A 15,969-nucleotide genomic window follows, 5' to 3' on the forward strand; every position below is an offset into this window, starting at 1 on the left:
CGCCATATGGCCGCGCGCGCCCGCCCTGTCGAGGGCAAGCGGTGGTGGAGCGAGCGCGCATCGCCCCTCGACTTGGAGGCGCGGCAGCCTCTAGGAGATGGCGCGCAAGCGGCAGGAAGGGGAGACGATGAGCGACTACATCCTCGTGCTCGACGAAGGGACCACCTCGACGCGCGCCATGCTTTTCGCGAGCGACGGCGTGCTCGTGGCGAGCGCGCAGGCCGACCTCACGCAGCACTACCCGAAAGGCGGCTGGGTCGAACACGACGCCTCCGAAATCTGGGACAAGACGCTGGCCTGCGCGCGCGAGGTCGTGCCCAAGGCGGGCGGGGCGGCGATGATCGCCGGGCTCGGCATCACCAACCAGCGCGAGACGGTGGTCGCATGGGACCGTCAAACAGGCGAGCCGCTGACTCGCGCCATCGTGTGGCAGGACCGGCGGAGCGAGCCGCTGTGCATGACCCTGCGCGAAGCCGGGCACGAGGAGGACGTGCAGCGCCGCACGGGCCTCGTGCTCGACCCCTATTTCGCGGGCACCAAGATGCGCTGGATGCTCGACAACGTGCCCGAGGTGCAGGCCGCCGCCGCGGCCGGGACGCTTGCTTTCGGCACGGTCGACAGCTGGCTGCTGTTCAAACTGACGGGCGGCGCGCGGCATGTCACTGATGCGAGCAATGCCAGCCGCACCCTGCTCATGGAGCTGGACGCGCCGGCTTTCGACCGCGGGCTGTGCGACCTGTTTCGAGTGCCGCACGCGGCGCTGCCCGAAGTCATAGACATGGCGGGCGCTCTCGGCCGGACCGATCCGCGCCTGTTCGGCGGGCCGATCGCGATCACCGGATGCGCGGGCGACCAGCAGGCGGCCACCATCGGTCAGGCCTGCCTGTCGCCGGGCGAGACCAAGGCGACCTACGGGACCGGCGCCTTCATCCTGACCAACCAGGGCAGCGCCGTGCCGCGGTCCACCCACCGCCTGCTTTCGACCGTGCTGACCCAGATCGAGGGCGAGCGCACCTATGCCATCGAAGGCTCGGTCTTCGTTGCGGGGAGCCTCGTGCAATGGCTGCGCGATTCGCTCGGCATCGTCGAGGTCGCCGAGGAGACCGAGGCGCTCGCCCGCTCGATCCCCGATAGCGGCGGGGTGACGATCGTGCCCGCGCTCGCGGGGCTGGGTGCGCCGCACTGGCGCGCCGATGCGCGCGGGGTGATCGCCGGGCTCTCCTTCGCCAGCGGCAAGGCCGAGCTGGCGCGCGCCGCGCTCGAGGCGATGGCGCACCAGACCTGGGATCTTGCACAGGCCTTCGCTGCCGACGGGACGCCGTGGGCGGGGCTGAGGATCGACGGCGGCATGGCCGCGAACGACTGGATGGCGCAGGATCTTGCCGACATGCTCGCGATCCCGGTCGAACGGCCCGGCTTCGTCGAGACGACCGCGCTGGGCGCGGCGATGCTCGCGGCCTGCGGGGCCGGGCTCTATCCCGACCTCGCTGGCGCGGCGGAGGCGATGCAGGGCGAGCTGACCCGGTTCGAGCCGGTCATGCCCGATGCAGTGCGGCAGGAACGGCTGGAACGCTGGCGCAAGGCGCTCTCGGCAGCCTGAACGACACGGGCGGGAGCGGCCTTCAGCCGCGCCCGAGTTCGCGCCCGATCATTTGCTGGAACGCGCGTGCGGGCGATTGCATCGCGAAATCCTGTCGCCAAGCCTCGTCCAGGCGCGCGATGCGGCGATGAAGCCGGACCGTCTCCTCGATCAGCGCGCGCGTTTCGGGTTCGAGCCGGGCGAGCGCTTCGGGATCGGCCTCGCGGTCGGACGGCAGGATGCCGTGCCGTCGCAGCTGGCTGGCGCTGAGTTCGCCGGAAAAGAAAGCGCGCTGGTTGAGCAGCCAGGCGAGCACGTGCATCATCCGGGTCGTCGTCTTGAGCCCTTCGGCGGACAGCGCGAGCCGCAGCATCGCGCCGTCGCCGCCGATCGGTTCGGCCGCAGCGGCAGGCTCCGCGCTCGCGGCGAAAACCGCGCGAACCTCGTCGGCAAGGACGAGCGCCTCGGTGTAGAGCGCCTCGATGATGGGGCGCGAAAGGTCGCTGGTGCGGGCCATGACGGGGACCGGGCTATAACGCCGCTTCGCCAAGCTCCACCTACCTATGGTTACTTTCCCGGTAAAACTTCGAAGTGTCCCTTGGCGGGACGTTTTTGTGAGGGCAGCGCGCGGATGCGGCTGCGAAAGCAAGCTACGCGGTTACTTTCGGCGATGTTGTTCCGGGAGCCTTGCGGTCTTGGCGCGTTGTTCCGGCCCGCAGCGCGGGCCGCAAGGGCGACCGCCCGCCCGCAGGCCCGGCAGGGCCGAGGACATCGCAGCCGCGGATGCGGCTGCGCAAACAAGCTACGCTGTTACTCTCGGCGATGTTGTTCCGGGAGCCTTGCGGTCTTGGCGCGTTGTTCCGGCCTGCAGCGCGGGCCGCAAGGGCGGCCGCCCGCCCGCAGGCCCGACAGTGTCGAGGACATCGCAGCCGCGGATGCGGCTGCGCAAACACGCTATGCGATGATATCGGGAAAGAGTTCGTCCTCGATTATCGCGATCTGGTCCTTCAGCCGCAGCTTGCGCTTCTTCAGGCGCGCGATCTGCAGCTGGTCGACGAAGCCGGTCCTCTCCCCGGCCTCGGTCAGGGCGGCGATAGCCGCGTCGAGATCGCGATGTTCGGTGCGCAGCAATTCGAGCTTCTTGCGCAGCTCGGCCTCGTTCATTCCGCCTGTCCCAATCCCAGCTGCCGCGCCCCCGCATGGCACGCGGGAATCATCGTCAGAAAAACGCCCCACCGCGCGTGCCTGCGCAGACATCGATCCACGCATTATAACGACTTTGCAAGATAGCTTGGCTGTGGTTTGCTTCAAACCTGCGGCTCGGCCGCACCGTGCCCGAGTCGCTTCTCCGGGGGCAGCCCCCCGAAAGAAGGAGGTAACGACTATGGCAACTGCAGCTTCCACCTCGCATGTCCAGGCTCTCCAGTCGAAGCATGCCGGCCTCGAAGCCCGCCTGCGCGACGAAATGGCCCGTCCCGTCCCCGATACGGCGAAAGTCCAGTACCTCAAGAGGCAGAAGCTGAGACTGAAGGAGGAGATCGCGCGCGGCTGACCGGCCGCCGCGTTCGGCCCCTGCTTTAGGTCGGTCCGGGCGGATCGGCTCGCAAAATCAGAAAGACCCGGCAAAGGCGGGCTCGGAGCCTCCCGCGCACACGCGCGCACCAATCCAGCCCTGCCGCGCGCACGCGCGCGCCAAACCAGCCCTGCCGCGCGCACGCGCGCGCCAAAACAGCGTCGCTTCGCAACCTCCTGCAGTCGGGGCCTGCATCCCTGCGGCCTCGAGCGCGCATGGCCGCTGCGAAGGCTCCGCGAGAGCCAGGCGCTTTGCTTTTGCGCCCGCTCCGCAGTAGATGTGGCGCGAGAACATGACCGCCGCCGCATCCGCCCGCCAGATCCTGACCCGCCTGACCGAGGTGATGGCCTCGCGCATGCACGCGCAGGGCAAGCTCGACTCGGTGGTGGAGATCATCGGCGAATGCCTCACCAGCGAGGTCTGCTCGATCTATCTGCTGCGCGAAGGCATGCTCGAACTGTTCGCCACGCGCGGCCTCAACCAGAGCGCGGTCCATGTCACCCGCATGGCCGTGGGCGAGGGGCTTACGGGCACGATCGCCTCCAATGTCGAAACGCTCAACCTCGCCGAGGCGAAGGCACATCCCGATTTTCTCTATCGCCCCGAAACGGGCGAGGAGAAGTTCCATTCCTTTGCCGGGGTCCCGATCGTCTACCGCGAACGCGCGGTCGGCGTATTGTGCGTCCAGCATGTCGATCCGCGCCGCTACGAGGAAGTCGAGATCGAGGCGCTGCAGACCACGGCCATGGTGCTGTCCGAACTCATCGCCAATGCCGAACTGGTCGACGAGGAGGAAGCGCGCGGCCTGACCGAGGAACAGACCGCGCCTGCCACCGTCACGGGCCTGCCCATGGTCAAGGGGCTGGGTGCGGGCCAGGCGGTCTATCACCAGCCGCGTGTCCAGATCACGCAGGTCATGGCCGAGGACATCGAGGCCGAGCGCCAGCGGGTCTACCGCGCCTTCGACAAGATGCGCGAGCAGATCGACAATCTGGCGGGCCAGGCTGAATTCGGCGTCGGGGGCGAGCACGAGGAGGTGCTCGAGACCTACAAGATGTTCGCCTATGACGAGGGCTGGTCGCGCCGCATCAACGAGGCGATCGATTCCGGCCTTACGGCGGAGGCCGCGATCGAGCGGGTGCAGCAGCATACCCGCATGCGGATGCGCGAGATCGACGATCCGCTGCTGGCCGACCGGATGCATGATCTGGAGGATCTCGCCAACCGCCTGATCCGGATCGTTGCGGGGCAATTGGGAACGGCCGCCTCGCAGGGGCTGCGGCGCGACACGATCCTGATCGCGCGCAATCTCGGTCCTGCCGAACTGCTCGAATACGACAAAAGGCGGCTGAAGGGCGTGATCCTCGAGGAAGGTTCGCTTACCGCCCATGTCGTGATCGTCGCGCGGGCCATGGGTGTTCCGGTGCTGGGACGGGCGCAAAGCGTGCGCGGCCTGATCCGCGAAGGCGATGACGTGCTGCTTGATGCGACGGTCGGCAATGCGATGGTGCGCCCTTCCTCGCAGGTCGCCGATGCCTTCCATGCGCGCTTTGCCCGCTCGAAGGAACGCCAGGCTGCCTATGCGAATTTGCGCGACGTGGAGCCCTTCACCCGCTGCGGGACGCGTATCCATGTCATGATGAATGCAGGCCTGCGCGACGACATGAGCAACCTTGCCATGACCGGCGCGGACGGGGTCGGGCTGTTCCGCACCGAATTCCAGTTCCTCGTTTCCGCTACCCTGCCCCAGCGCGAGCGGCAGACCCGGCTCTACCGCGACGTGCTCGATGCGGCCGGCGACAAGCCGGTGATCTTCCGCACGGTAGATATCGGCGGGGACAAGTCGGTGCCCTATCTCGCCTCCGATATCGCCCGCAATGACGAGAACCCGGCGATGGGCTGGCGCGCGCTGCGGCTGGCGCTCGAACGCGAGGGGTTGATGAAGGCGCAGGCCCGCGCCCTGCTCGAAGCGGCGGGGGGCAGGGCGCTCTACGTCATGTTCCCGATGGTGTCCGAGGTGTGGGAATTCGACGCGGCCAAGGCGGTGTTCGACGAACAGCTCGCTTTCCTGCGTTCCAAGAAGAAGCTGGGGCCCGAGCGCATCCATTACGGCGCGATGCTCGAAGTGCCCGCCCTGGCCGAGGTCCTCGACCTGCTGCTGCCGAAACTGAGCTTCCTGTCGGTCGGGACCAACGACCTTACGCAGTTCCTGTTCGCCGCCGACCGCGCCAATCCCAAGCTCGCCCAGCGATACGACTGGCTCAGCCCGTCGATCCTCAGGTTCCTGCGGCGCGTCATCCAGTCGAGCGTCGGCAGCGGCGTCGATGTCGGCGTGTGCGGTGAGATGGGCGGGCGAAGGCTCGAGGCGCTGGCCCTGCTCGGCATCGGCTTTCGTCGCCTCTCGATCACGCCCGCCGCGGTCGGCCCGATCAAGGAACTGGTGCGCAAGATCGACCTGGCAGAGCTGTCCGAGGCCCTTTCCGGGTGGCTCGCCGATCCGGCGACCGACATCCGCGCCGAATTGTCCGCCTGGGCGGACGAGCGGGAGATCGAGACCGATTGAGTGCATCTTTCGCCAGCCTGCCGCGCGAATGCGGCGGCGCGCGCCCGGCCTGATGGACGAGCGGTTGACAGCGCGCCACAAGCCCGATTTTTAGGGGACCTACGATATTGCACGAAGACACCCCAGAAACGTGGACCGGGTCATGAGCAGCGACAAACAGACCGGTGAGGTCGGCGAAGACGCGCTCGCCGAAGACTCGCTCGCCTATGGGGCCGAGCGCGATTCCGGGGCCGACACTGCCGGGGCGGGTGCGAGCCTGCGCGCCGCGCGTGAGCGCAAGCGGCTCGATCTCTCCCACATCGCCGCCGAAACCCGGATCCCCACGCACCATCTCGAAGTGATCGAGGCGGGCGAATTCGAAACCCTGCCCTCGCGCACCTATGCGATCGGATTTGCGCGCAATTACGCCCGGGTGGTCGGTCTCGACGAGGACGAGATCGCCGACAAGGTCCGCGCGGAACTTTCCGACGAGGGCGAACGACGCCATCATGGTGCCGGGACCATGGAGCCGGGCGACCCTGCCAAGCTGCCCTCTGCCGGCCTCGCCTGGTTCGGCGCACTGGCCGCCATCGTCCTGGCGGTCGGCGTAATCGCTTTCTCAAGCTCCTATTTCGGGCAGGGGGCGGACCTGCCCGCTCTCACAAGCGAGGACAGCGCTTCGGACGCGGGCTCCGCAGCGGCGCCGCGCAATGGCGCGGGACAGGCCGGCGGGGGACAGGTCGCGGCGGGGCCGGAGGCATCCGTGCCCGCTGCCGATCCGGCAGGTGAGGTCGTCTTCACCGCAACCGAGGACGGCATCTGGGTGCGTTTTTACGAACGCGGCGGCGAACGGCTGTTCGAGGACCAGATGCAAAGCGGGGAAAGCTTCACCTTGCCCGGGGATGCGCGCGAGCCGCTGATCAACACCGGGAGACCAGACGCCTTCGCCATCACGATCGGCGGGCGTGCGGTTGCCCCGCTAGCCGAACGGCCCGAGACGATGGGCGCCGAGCCGGTTTCGGCGAGCGCGCTGCTCGACCGGAACGACACGGACGGGCCGAGCGCCGACTGAGCGGCGCTTGGGCGGGATAGGGTGCGCGTGCCGGGGGCGAGGTGATTTCCCACCGATTTCCCCGCCTTCGCCCCTCGACTTGGCGCGTCCCAGCGGGCACAGATTCCACTCGCGTTCAGGCGCGTTTGTCCAGGCATGCGCCATGCCTTTACGCGGCCCCCTCGCGGAAGGACCGGACGACCAGACCGAAGAAATTGACAGCCGAGAAAGGGATATTGTGCAGCCCATGATGAAAGCGCCCCGGACACTCGCCGCCCGCCCCATTCTTCCTGCTCGCCTGCTCGGCGCGTTCGCTGCGGGGGCGGTGCTCGCCACCGCGCCCGCACCGGCCCTTGCACAGGATTCCGGCAACGAGGCCCGGCTGCGCAAGATCGAGGCGGAGATCAGGGCGCTCCAGCGCAATGTCTTTCCCGGCGGCGAAGGGCGCTTTTTCGAGCCGCAGATCACCGCCGGCGAACAGGCCTCGCCCCGGCAGGCCGAACGGCCCTCGACCGGCGCGATCACCGATATCCTCGCCCGGCTCGACGCGATCGAATTGCAGCTCCAGCGGCTCACGTCCCTTTCCGAGGAGAACGCCAACGCGCTCTCGCGCCTCGATGAACGGATCACCGCGCTGGAAAGCGCGCCAAGCGCGCCCGCGCGCGCCGAAACGGGCGCGACCGACAGCAATCTCGCCGCGATGACGGGCGAAAGCGCAAGCGGCGGTGGGAGCGATGACGCGTCCGAAGGCGGCCAGCGGATCGAGACCGCGCCGGTAAGCAGCGGATCGTCTGCCGCCAGCGCGGCCGACGAGGGGCCGAGTCCGGAACGGCTCGCGGCGGTGCAGGCCATCGCCAAGCCCGATACGGGCGATGCGGGCGAGGACGAATACACCTATGGCTTTCGCCTGTGGGATGCGGGCCTCTATCCCGAGGCGCGCCAGCAATTGTCGAACTTCGTGCAGGATTATCCCGACCACCCGCTCATCACCTATGGCCGCAACCTGCTGGGCCGCGCCTTTCTCGACGACGGCATGGCGGAAGAGGCGGCGCGCTGGTTCCTGCGCAATTACCAGACGGATCGCACCGCGCGTCGCGCGCCCGACAGCCTGCTTTTTCTCGCCGAAAGCATGATCGCGATGGGCGACACCCGCCGCGCCTGCATTGCGCTGGCCGAATTCGGGGAAACCTATCCCGCGATCGCCAGCGGGCGGCTCGCCGACCAGTACGAAAGCAATCGCCGCAAGGTGACCTGCGAATAGGCCCGGCAGGGCCGCAAGCGGCCACAGCCCGAGGGGAGGCGCACGATTGAAAGCATTCCCGATCCCGAACTGATCGCCCGCTTTGCGTGCGACCTCGCCCGGCTGTGGCCGGAGGAAGACCGCGATGGGCCGCTCGGCCTGGCCGTATCGGGCGGGCCGGACAGCCTCGCTCTCATGCTGCTCGCGGGCGAGGCGCTGCCGGGCGCGGTGGCGGTCGCCAGCGTCGATCACGGCCTGCGGCCCGAGGCGGCGGGCGAAATCGCACTGGTCGAAGCGGCCTGCCGGGAGCGGGATATCCCTTTCACCGCGTTGAAGATCGAGGTCGCCCGCGGCAATCTCCAGGCCCGCGCGCGCGAGGCGCGCTATGCCGCCCTCGGCCATTGGGCGCGCGATGCGGGCTGCGGCGCGCTCGCCACCGCGCATCACGCCGACGACCAGGCCGAAACGCTGCTGATGCGCCTGGCGCGCGGGAGCGGGCTTTCAGGCCTGGCCGGGGTGCGCGCGCATGGCCGGGTTCCCGGCAGCGACATCGCGCTCATCCGCCCGCTGCTCGGCTGGCGCAAGGCCGATCTCGAGGGGGTCGTGGAGGCCTGCGGTCTGGAAGCGGCGCGCGATCCGACCAATGAAGACCTCGCCTTCGACCGTGCGCGGGTGCGGCAGCACCTTGCCGAGCATGACTGGCTCGATGCGCAGGCGCTCGCGGCGAGCGCGGATCACCTTGCCGAAGCCTGGCGGGCGATCGAATGGTATGCGCAGATCGACTGGGAGGAGATGGTCCACCGCGAGGATGAGCCGCACGGGCCGACCTTTCGCTATTACGCCAATGTCCCGCGCGCGATCCAGGTCGAGACGGTGCGCCGGATCGTCGCCGCACTGGGCGGGCAGGTCTCCCGCGCGGAGGCAGGGCGGGCGGCGGACCGGCTGTGGCGTTTCGAGAACGCCTCGCTCGGCGGGGTGCTGGGCATGCCGGGAACCGAGCGGGTGGAAAAGGTCGGCGTGGAAATGCGTGTCTGGCGTTTTCGTCCCGAGCCCGCGCGCCGGGTGCACTGACCGTCGGCTGATCGGCGGCTGGTTCGGGGCGCCGACCACTGGACGAGGGCCAGGGGCCGGCCCGTCTGTCCGCGTCAGCTCAGGACAGCAGCTTGTCGCCCACCCCGGCATATTGTCCGCGCGTGATCACAACCTTGTCGCCGCGCCTTGCCGCCGCGAAGAGCTTTTTCGCGAAGGGATCGGGTACGCCGATGCAGCCGTGGCTGGCATAGCCGTTGATCACCGGCGAGCCGTGGATCGCGATTCCGTCCCAGGTCAGCCGCAGCGTCCAGGGCATGGGCGCGTTATTGTATTTCTCGGAGATATTGTCCTTTTCCTTCGTCAGGATCGGGAAGACACCGAGCGGGGTGGGGTGCTTCTTCGTGCCGAGCAGGGCGACCGCGGTCCCGATTTCGTGCCCGTCGCGAAAGGCGCTGATGACGCGCGCTTCAAGATCGACGGTGATGACCAGCGGGCCTTCGGCGGGCGCGGCGCTTTCGTCCCAGAACCATTCGCCGTAGCGGATCGTGCCCTCGATCGGCAGGATGCTCTTGATGACGAAGGGATCGTCCGCCGCCGGGGCGGGCCGGGTCGGGGCGGGCCGGGTCGGGGCGGGAGACGGATCGGGCGCGGGAAGGGCCTGGACGACCGGATCCGCGATCATGCGCGCGGCGGGGCCGCGTTCGGGCACGATCGGGGCCGACCCGGGCAATGCGGCAGGCTCGCCCGGGAGCGGCGGGAGATCGGCCTCGGGATTCTCGCCCGCCGCCAGATCGGCCCCGTAGGGCATGGGCAGCGAGGGATCGACCACGGGCGAGGGGCCCATCGTGTCCGGATCGACCGCGCGGATGGCGGCCTCGACCTCGTCGGCGGTATCGAGAGCGCGATCGCCTGCGGCCTCGGCCCCGCCCTCCTGCGCGAGCACGAAGCCCGAACTTGCCGTGAAACCGGCGAGGCCGAGGGCAAGGGCGAGAGCGGATGCGAGGCGAAGGGCGCGGAACTGTGTCATGCGCCCCTTATGCCGCGGGAAATCCGCTTTCGCCAGAGGCTCGCCCGTCCGCGTCCCCGCAAGGGACGGGCGCGGAGCAATCCTTAAGACGCTTGCTTGGGAACGCCTCGGCGGGTGTTGTCCTACAGGAAATCCAACACGCTATCCTACACCATGCGCAAGAGCCGCCCCGACCAGTCCCGGCTGGGAATGCCGTACGAGCGCAACGGGCATGGCTTTCATCAACTTTGCGTAGCGGCCCTTGGCTATGAAGGCCTCGTGAAAGGCGGGCGCGCGCAGGTGCTGTTGGAGCCGCTGGCCGAGGCCGCCGGCGATCACCACCGCGCTCGCGCCGTGCGCGAGGGCATAATCTCCCGCGATCCGGCCAAGCGTGGCGACGAAATGCGCGACGGCCCGCGCCGCGAGTTCGTCCTGTCCCGCCATGCCCGCTTTCCAGATCGCGAGCGGGTCGTCCAGCACCGGCTTGCGCCCCTCATGCGCGGCGATGGCGGCCTGGATGGGGACGATTCCCTCGCCCGACATGACCCGCTCGACCGAGACCCGCTCGAAGCGCTCGCGCAGGGCGGCGAGAATCGCATCGTCGAGAGCGCAGACGGGCGCGAAGTCGATATGCGATCCCTCGGTCGCCTGCACCAGAGCACGGCCTTCATGCATGCGGAAATGGGCGATGCCGAGCCCCGTGCCGGGTCCGATCACGGTCACCGTGCCCTTGGCGGGAAGCGGCGCATCGGGTCCGGCGAGATGGACGAGATCGTCCTTCCCCAGCCCCGCGACCGCATGGGCGATGGCGGCGAAATCGTTGAGCAGGGTGACATCTGCCACTTCCAGCTCGCCAGGCAGTGTGTCGGGATCGAAGCGCCAATCGGCATTGGTGAGCTTGAACGGGCCCTCGCCGACCGGGCCGGCCAGTGCGAAGGCGGCGCCGGCGGGGGCGAAGCCCGGTTCGCGCGCCAGGAAGGCGCGCCATGCCGATGGCAGGTCGGGATAGTCGCCGGTCTTGAGGACGATCGGTTCGCAGAGACTGACCTGTCGATCCTCGCCGATGCGGGCGCGGGCGAAGCGGGCATGGGTCCCGCCGATATCGGCGACGGCGATTTCCCTGTCGCTGTCCCGCTTCACAGCCCGGCCTGTGCCAGCATGGCCGACGCGCCGCGTTCGGCCCCGTCGGCATGCGCCTGCATCATGCGGAAGAGTTCGCGCCCGACGCCCCATTCCACGTCCCGGTCGGGCGCGGGCTCGCGCGCGTCGAGGTCGGCGTGGACATTGAGTTCGCCGGTCTCGGCGCAGACCTTGATGACGTCGCCGTCGCGCACTCTGGCAAGCGGCCCGCCGCCCTTCGCTTCCGGAGTGAGATGGATCGCTGCCGGGACCTTTCCGCTCGCCCCCGACATGCGCCCGTCAGTCACCAGCGCAACGCGGTGGCCGCGGTTCTGCAGGACGGCGAGCGAGGGGGTGAGCGCGTGCAATTCGGGCATGCCGTTGGCGCGCGGACCCTGGAAACGCACGACCACGACGACATCGCGGTTCAATTCGCCGGCCTTGAAAGCGGCGAGCACCTCGGCCTGGTCCTCGAAAACGCGGGCGGGCGCCTCGATGGTCCAGCGCTCGCGCTCCACCGCCGAGCTCTTGAAACAGGCCCGCCCGAGATTGCCGGTGACGAGACGCATCCCGCCATCCGGCTGGAACGGGTCGGATACCGGGCGCAGCATGTCGTCGTCCCTGCTTTCCCCGACCGCGCTCCAGTCAAGCGCATCGTCGTCCAGCACCGGCTCGCTGGCATAGGCGGAAAAGCCTTCGTCCCACACGGTGAGGATGTCGCCATGGGCGAGCCCGGCATCGAGCAGTTCGCTTATGACGAAGGCCATGCCGCCGGCCGCATGGAACTGGTTCACGTCGCCCGAGCCGTTGGGATAGACCCGCGCGACCAGCGGCACGACCCGGCTGATCTCTGCCATGTCGCTCCAGTCGATGCGGATGCCCGCCGCGCGCGCCATCGCGGGAATATGGATCGCGTGATTGGTCGAGCCGCCGGTGGCGAGCAGGCCGACGACCGCGTTGACGATCGCCTTTTCGTCGACAACCTGTGCAAGAGTGCGCTCTTGGGTCCCGGCAAGCGCGGCGAGCCGATGCACCGCCGCCCGGTCGAGCGCCTGGCGCAGCTTCGTCCCCGGCTGAACGAAGGCGGCGCCGGGCACGTGCAGCCCCATCATCTCCATCATCATCTGGTTCGAATTGGCCGTCCCGTAAAAGGTGCAGGTGCCGGGCGAATGATAAGAACCGAGTTCGCTTTCGAGCAATGCGTCGCGCCCGATCTCTCCGGCGGCGTATTTCTGCCGCGTCTCCTGTTTCTGCGCGTTGGAGATGCCCGAGGGCATCGGTCCCGAGGGCACGAAGACCGCAGGCAGGTGGCCGCAGCGCAGCGCCCCGATCATCAGGCCCGGCACGATCTTGTCGCAGATACCGAGACAGGCAACCGCGTCGTACATCTGGTGCGAGAGCGCGACGCCGGTCGCCATCGCGATCGTGTCGCGGCTGAACAGCGAGAGCTCCATCCCGTCCTCGCCCTGTGTCACGCCGTCGCACATGGCCGGGGTCCCGCCTGCGACCTGCGCCGTCGCGCCGACCTCGCGGGCGTGGATCTTGAGCCGTTCGGGATAGCGGTAATAGGGCGCGTGAGCGGAAAGCATGTCGTTATAGGCGGTCACCACCCCGATATTCGGTCCGCGGCGATTCTTCATCGCCTCCTGGTCTTCCTGCGCCCCGGCAAAGGCGTGGGCGAGATTGGAGCAGGCGATGTCTTTGTGGTCGGGCCTGCGATCCGCTTCGCGCTTTATCAATTCGAGATAGGCGGTACGGCCGCTTTTCGAATTCTCGATGATCCGCTGCGTGACCCGGTGGATGGTTTCGTCGAGCTTATTCATGCCAGCTCACTCCGTCGCGTTCGATGAGGCCGATGGCCGCGCTCGGTCCCCAGCTTCCGGCAGTATAGGTGCGCGGGGCCTGCCCGCCTGCCGCCCATTCGGCGCGGATCGCATCGATCCAGTGCCATTGCGCCTCGACCTCGTCGCGGCGAACGAACAGGGTCTGGTCGCCATTGATGAGGTCCAGCAGCAGGCGTTCATAGGCGATCCGGCGATGCTGGCCGACAAAGGCATCAGGCATCGCGATCTGGAGCGGGATTTCGCGCAGGCTCACGCCCTCCTCGTCGAGCCCGGGGACCTTCGCCATCAGCGACAGGGTGATATTCTCCTCGGGCTGAATTCCGATGAGGAGATGGTTGGGATGGGTCTCGACCATGCCGCCGCCGGCCGCTTTCGCCCCGGCCCCGTCGAAGATCGAATGCGGCACGCAGCGCAGCTGGACGAGGATTTCGGTCACGCGTTCGGGCAGGCGCTTGCCGGTGCGCAGGTAGAACGGCACGCCCTTCCAGCGCCAGTTGTCGACATGGGCCTTGATCGCGACGAAAGTCTCGGTGTCCGAATCCCGCCCCAGTTCCTCGTCATAGCCGGGTACCGCCTGTCCGCCGATCGCGCCGGCGCGATATTGCCCGGTCACGGTCTCGCCCGCCTTGACCGGTCGCAGCGCGCGCAGCACCTTTACCTTTTCGTCGCGTACCGCAGTGGCATCGAAACTGGTCGGCGGCTCCATCGCGACGAGGCTCAGCAATTGGAGCATGTGGTTCTGCACCATGTCGCGCAGTGCCCCCGCGCCGTCGTAGAAATCGACCCGGCCTTCCAGCCCGACCGTCTCGGCCACGGTGATCTGGACATGGTCGATATAGGTCGCGTTCCAGATCGGTTCGAACAGGATGTTGGCAAAGCGCAGCGCGAGCAGGTTCTGCACCGTTTCCTTGCCAAGATAGTGGTCGATGCGGAAGGTGCGCTCTTCGGGAAAGGCTTCGGCGACCGCATCATTGATCGCACGGCTCGACGCAAGATCGTCGCCGAGCGGCTTTTCGAGGCACATGCGCACGTTCTCTCCGGCCAGGCCGGCATGTTGCAGCCCGGCTATGGTGGGGCCGAACAGGCTCGGCGCGGTCGAAAGGAAAATTGCGACTCCCGTATCGGGACCCTCGCGGATCGGGCCGACCTTGCGCGCGAGCTCCTCGAAACCTTCTAGCGTCGAGGCATCAAGCGGCTGGTAGTGCAGTCGGTTGAGGAAATCCGCCATCCCCCCGCGCCGCTCCGCCGGAAGGTGCTGCTCGAGCGCCTTGCGGGCCAGGTCGCGAAAGCCCGCATCGTCCAGATCGCTGCGCGCGGTCGCGATGATCGTGAGCCTTTCCGGCAGCAGCCCGTCCGCATCGAGCGCGCAGAGCGAGGGCAGCAGCTTGCGCCGCGAGAGGTCTCCGGTGGCCCCGAATAGCAGCAGCCGATCGGCGGCGAATTGGGTCAAGCGCATCCCTCCTTGTGAGCGCCCGCAGACGCCCTTGCATGGGAGGATGCTAACCTATCGCCGTGGGGGCGGCAACGTGGCCCCTACCCGGCGATCACGCCGAACAGGTCGTGTTCGTCCGCATCCTCGATTGTCACCTCAACGATCTGCCCCGCACCAAGGTCCGAGGGAACGTTTCTCAGGTGAACCGCGCCGTCGATGTCGGGCGCGTCGGCCTCGCTCCGGCCCGTCGCTCCGATATCGCCGTCCTCGTCCGGTTCGCCGACCTCGTCGATTATCACGGGCAGCGAGCGACCGACTTTCGCCGCCAGCTTTTCCGCGCTGATCCGGGCGGTGAGTTCCATGAGGCGGGCGTAGCGTTCCTCCTTGACCTCTTCGGGCACGGGATCGGGCAGGGCATTGGCCGCCGCGCCTTCCACGGGTTCAAACCGAAACGCCCCGACCCGGTCGAGCCGGGCCTCGGCGAGCCAGTCGAGCAGGTATTCGAAATCGTCCTCGGTCTCGCCCGGAAAGCCGACCACGAAGGAGGAGCGCACCGCGATGTCGGGGCAGGTCTCGCGCCAGCTCCTGAGGCGGTCGAGAACCTTCGCCTCGTTGGCCGGGCGCTTCATCAGTTTGAGCACCTTGGGCGAGGCGTGCTGGAACGGGATGTCGAGATAGGGCGTCAGCAGCCCCTCGGCCATCAGCGGGATGACCTGGTCGACATGGGGATAGGGATAGACATAGTGCAGCCGCACCCACGGCGCGCGGCTTTCCTGAGTGCGCAGTTCGCCCAGTTCGCGGGCGAGATCGGTCATGTGCGCGCGCACTTCGCGATCCTTCCACCTGCGCGGCTCGTGCCGGATATCGACCCCGTAGGCGCTGGTGTCCTGCGAGATGACGAGCAGTTCCTGCGTGCCGGCCGCGACCAGTTTTTCCGCCTCGCGCAGCACTGCGTCGATCCGGCGGCTGGCGAGCTTTCCGCGCAATTGCGGGATGATGCAGAAGGCGCAGGAATGGTTGCAGCCCTCCGAAATCTTCAGATAGCTGTAATGGCGCGGCGTCAGCTTGATGTCGGCGTCGGAAGGCTGCGGGATGAGATCGACGAACGGTCCCTGCGATGGCGGGGCATGGGTGTGGACCGCATCGACGACCTGTTCGTATTGATGTGCGCCCGTCACTGCCAGCACCTGCGGATGCGCGGCGCGGATCGCGTCCGCTTCCTCGCCCATGCAGCCGGTGACGATGACGCGCCCGTTCTCCGAAATCGCCTCTCCGATCGCTGCGAGGCTTTCTTCCTTGGCGGAATCGAGAAAGCCGCAAGTGTTGACCAGCACCACGTCGGCACCGGCATAGTCGGGGCTGATCGCATAGCCATCGGCGCGAAGCCGCGTGAGGATGCGTTCGGAATCCACAAGCGCCTTGGGACAGCCGAGGGAAACCATGCCGATGCGCTTCTGGTCGGGAAGCGCACGGGGAGGGGAGGATGTGAGAGTACTCATCAGGCGCGGCCCCCTACACGCAAAGCCGCGAATGCGCTAGCGCTGTGCTCTA

Annotated in this window: 13 protein-coding genes; 6 read left to right on the top strand and 7 right to left on the bottom strand. The window is 68.0% G+C overall.

Going from position 1 to position 15,969, the window contains the following annotated elements:
- Nucleotides 1-127 precede the first annotated feature (127 nt).
- Entirely contained in the window at nt 128-1,600 is a 1,473-nt protein-coding gene (gene glpK, locus RIB52_RS12735; RefSeq protein WP_350176101.1) for a glycerol kinase GlpK, read from the top strand.
- 22 nt (nt 1,601-1,622) lie between these two features.
- Here the strand turns inward: glpK and RIB52_RS12740 are convergent, their stop codons facing one another.
- Both RIB52_RS12740 and RIB52_RS12745 read right to left on the bottom strand, forming a co-directional pair.
- Entirely contained in the window at nt 1,623-2,096 is a 474-nt protein-coding gene (locus tag RIB52_RS12740; protein WP_350176103.1) for a DUF1465 family protein, read from the bottom strand.
- Between the two features lie 437 nt (nt 2,097-2,533).
- On the bottom strand, nt 2,534-2,743 hold the full coding sequence (locus tag RIB52_RS12745; RefSeq protein ID WP_350176105.1) for a YdcH family protein: 210 nt from the start codon (nt 2,741-2,743) through the stop codon (nt 2,534-2,536).
- A 220-nt stretch (nt 2,744-2,963) separates the two neighbouring features.
- Between RIB52_RS12745 and RIB52_RS12750 the strand changes: the two genes are divergently transcribed.
- The 5 genes from RIB52_RS12750 to tilS all read left to right on the top strand — a co-directional run bounded on the left by RIB52_RS12750 (nt 2,964) and on the right by tilS (nt 9,056).
- A complete protein-coding gene (locus tag RIB52_RS12750) occupies nt 2,964-3,131 on the top strand; it encodes a YdcH family protein (RefSeq protein ID WP_350176107.1) in 168 nt (55 codons plus the stop codon).
- 313 nt (nt 3,132-3,444) lie between these two features.
- Nucleotides 3,445-5,715, top strand: coding sequence for a phosphoenolpyruvate--protein phosphotransferase (gene ptsP / locus RIB52_RS12755; RefSeq protein ID WP_350176109.1), 2,271 nt, complete (start codon nt 3,445-3,447; stop codon nt 5,713-5,715).
- Between the two features lie 142 nt (nt 5,716-5,857).
- Nucleotides 5,858-6,766, top strand: coding sequence for a helix-turn-helix domain-containing protein (locus tag RIB52_RS12760; RefSeq protein ID WP_350176111.1), 909 nt, complete (start codon nt 5,858-5,860; stop codon nt 6,764-6,766).
- 226 nt (nt 6,767-6,992) lie between these two features.
- The gene (locus tag RIB52_RS12765) at nt 6,993-8,006 is read left to right on the top strand and encodes a tetratricopeptide repeat protein (protein ID WP_350176113.1); all 1,014 of its coding nucleotides are present in this window, start codon (nt 6,993-6,995) and stop codon (nt 8,004-8,006) included.
- Between the two features lie 102 nt (nt 8,007-8,108).
- A complete protein-coding gene (gene tilS, locus RIB52_RS12770; RefSeq protein WP_350176263.1) occupies nt 8,109-9,056 on the top strand; it encodes a tRNA lysidine(34) synthetase TilS in 948 nt (315 codons plus the stop codon).
- 79 nt (nt 9,057-9,135) lie between these two features.
- On the opposite strand, the gene RIB52_RS12775 is transcribed toward tilS, so the two are convergent.
- The 5 genes from RIB52_RS12775 to rimO all read right to left on the bottom strand — a co-directional run bounded on the left by RIB52_RS12775 (nt 9,136) and on the right by rimO (nt 15,917).
- On the bottom strand, nt 9,136-10,044 hold the full coding sequence (locus RIB52_RS12775) for a L,D-transpeptidase family protein (RefSeq protein ID WP_350176115.1): 909 nt from the start codon (nt 10,042-10,044) through the stop codon (nt 9,136-9,138).
- Between the two features lie 141 nt (nt 10,045-10,185).
- Nucleotides 10,186-11,163, bottom strand: a complete 978-nt coding sequence (locus RIB52_RS12780) for a glucokinase (RefSeq protein WP_350176117.1) — start codon at nt 11,161-11,163, stop codon at nt 10,186-10,188.
- Nucleotides 11,160-12,965: a phosphogluconate dehydratase gene (gene edd / locus RIB52_RS12785; RefSeq protein WP_350176119.1), complete on the bottom strand. Its 1,806-nt coding sequence runs from the start codon at nt 12,963-12,965 to the stop codon at nt 11,160-11,162. Before edd ends, RIB52_RS12780 begins: the two co-directional genes overlap by 4 nt.
- Nucleotides 12,958-14,436: a glucose-6-phosphate dehydrogenase gene (gene zwf, locus RIB52_RS12790; protein WP_350176121.1), complete on the bottom strand. Its 1,479-nt coding sequence runs from the start codon at nt 14,434-14,436 to the stop codon at nt 12,958-12,960. Before zwf ends, edd begins: the two co-directional genes overlap by 8 nt.
- Before the next feature lie 83 nt (nt 14,437-14,519).
- Entirely contained in the window at nt 14,520-15,917 is a 1,398-nt protein-coding gene (gene rimO / locus RIB52_RS12795; RefSeq protein WP_350176123.1) for a 30S ribosomal protein S12 methylthiotransferase RimO, read from the bottom strand.
- Nucleotides 15,918-15,969: the final 52 nt, after the last annotated feature.

The organism is Erythrobacter sp., from assembly GCF_040217515.1.
In the GTDB taxonomy this organism is placed as follows: domain Bacteria; phylum Pseudomonadota; class Alphaproteobacteria; order Sphingomonadales; family Sphingomonadaceae; genus Erythrobacter.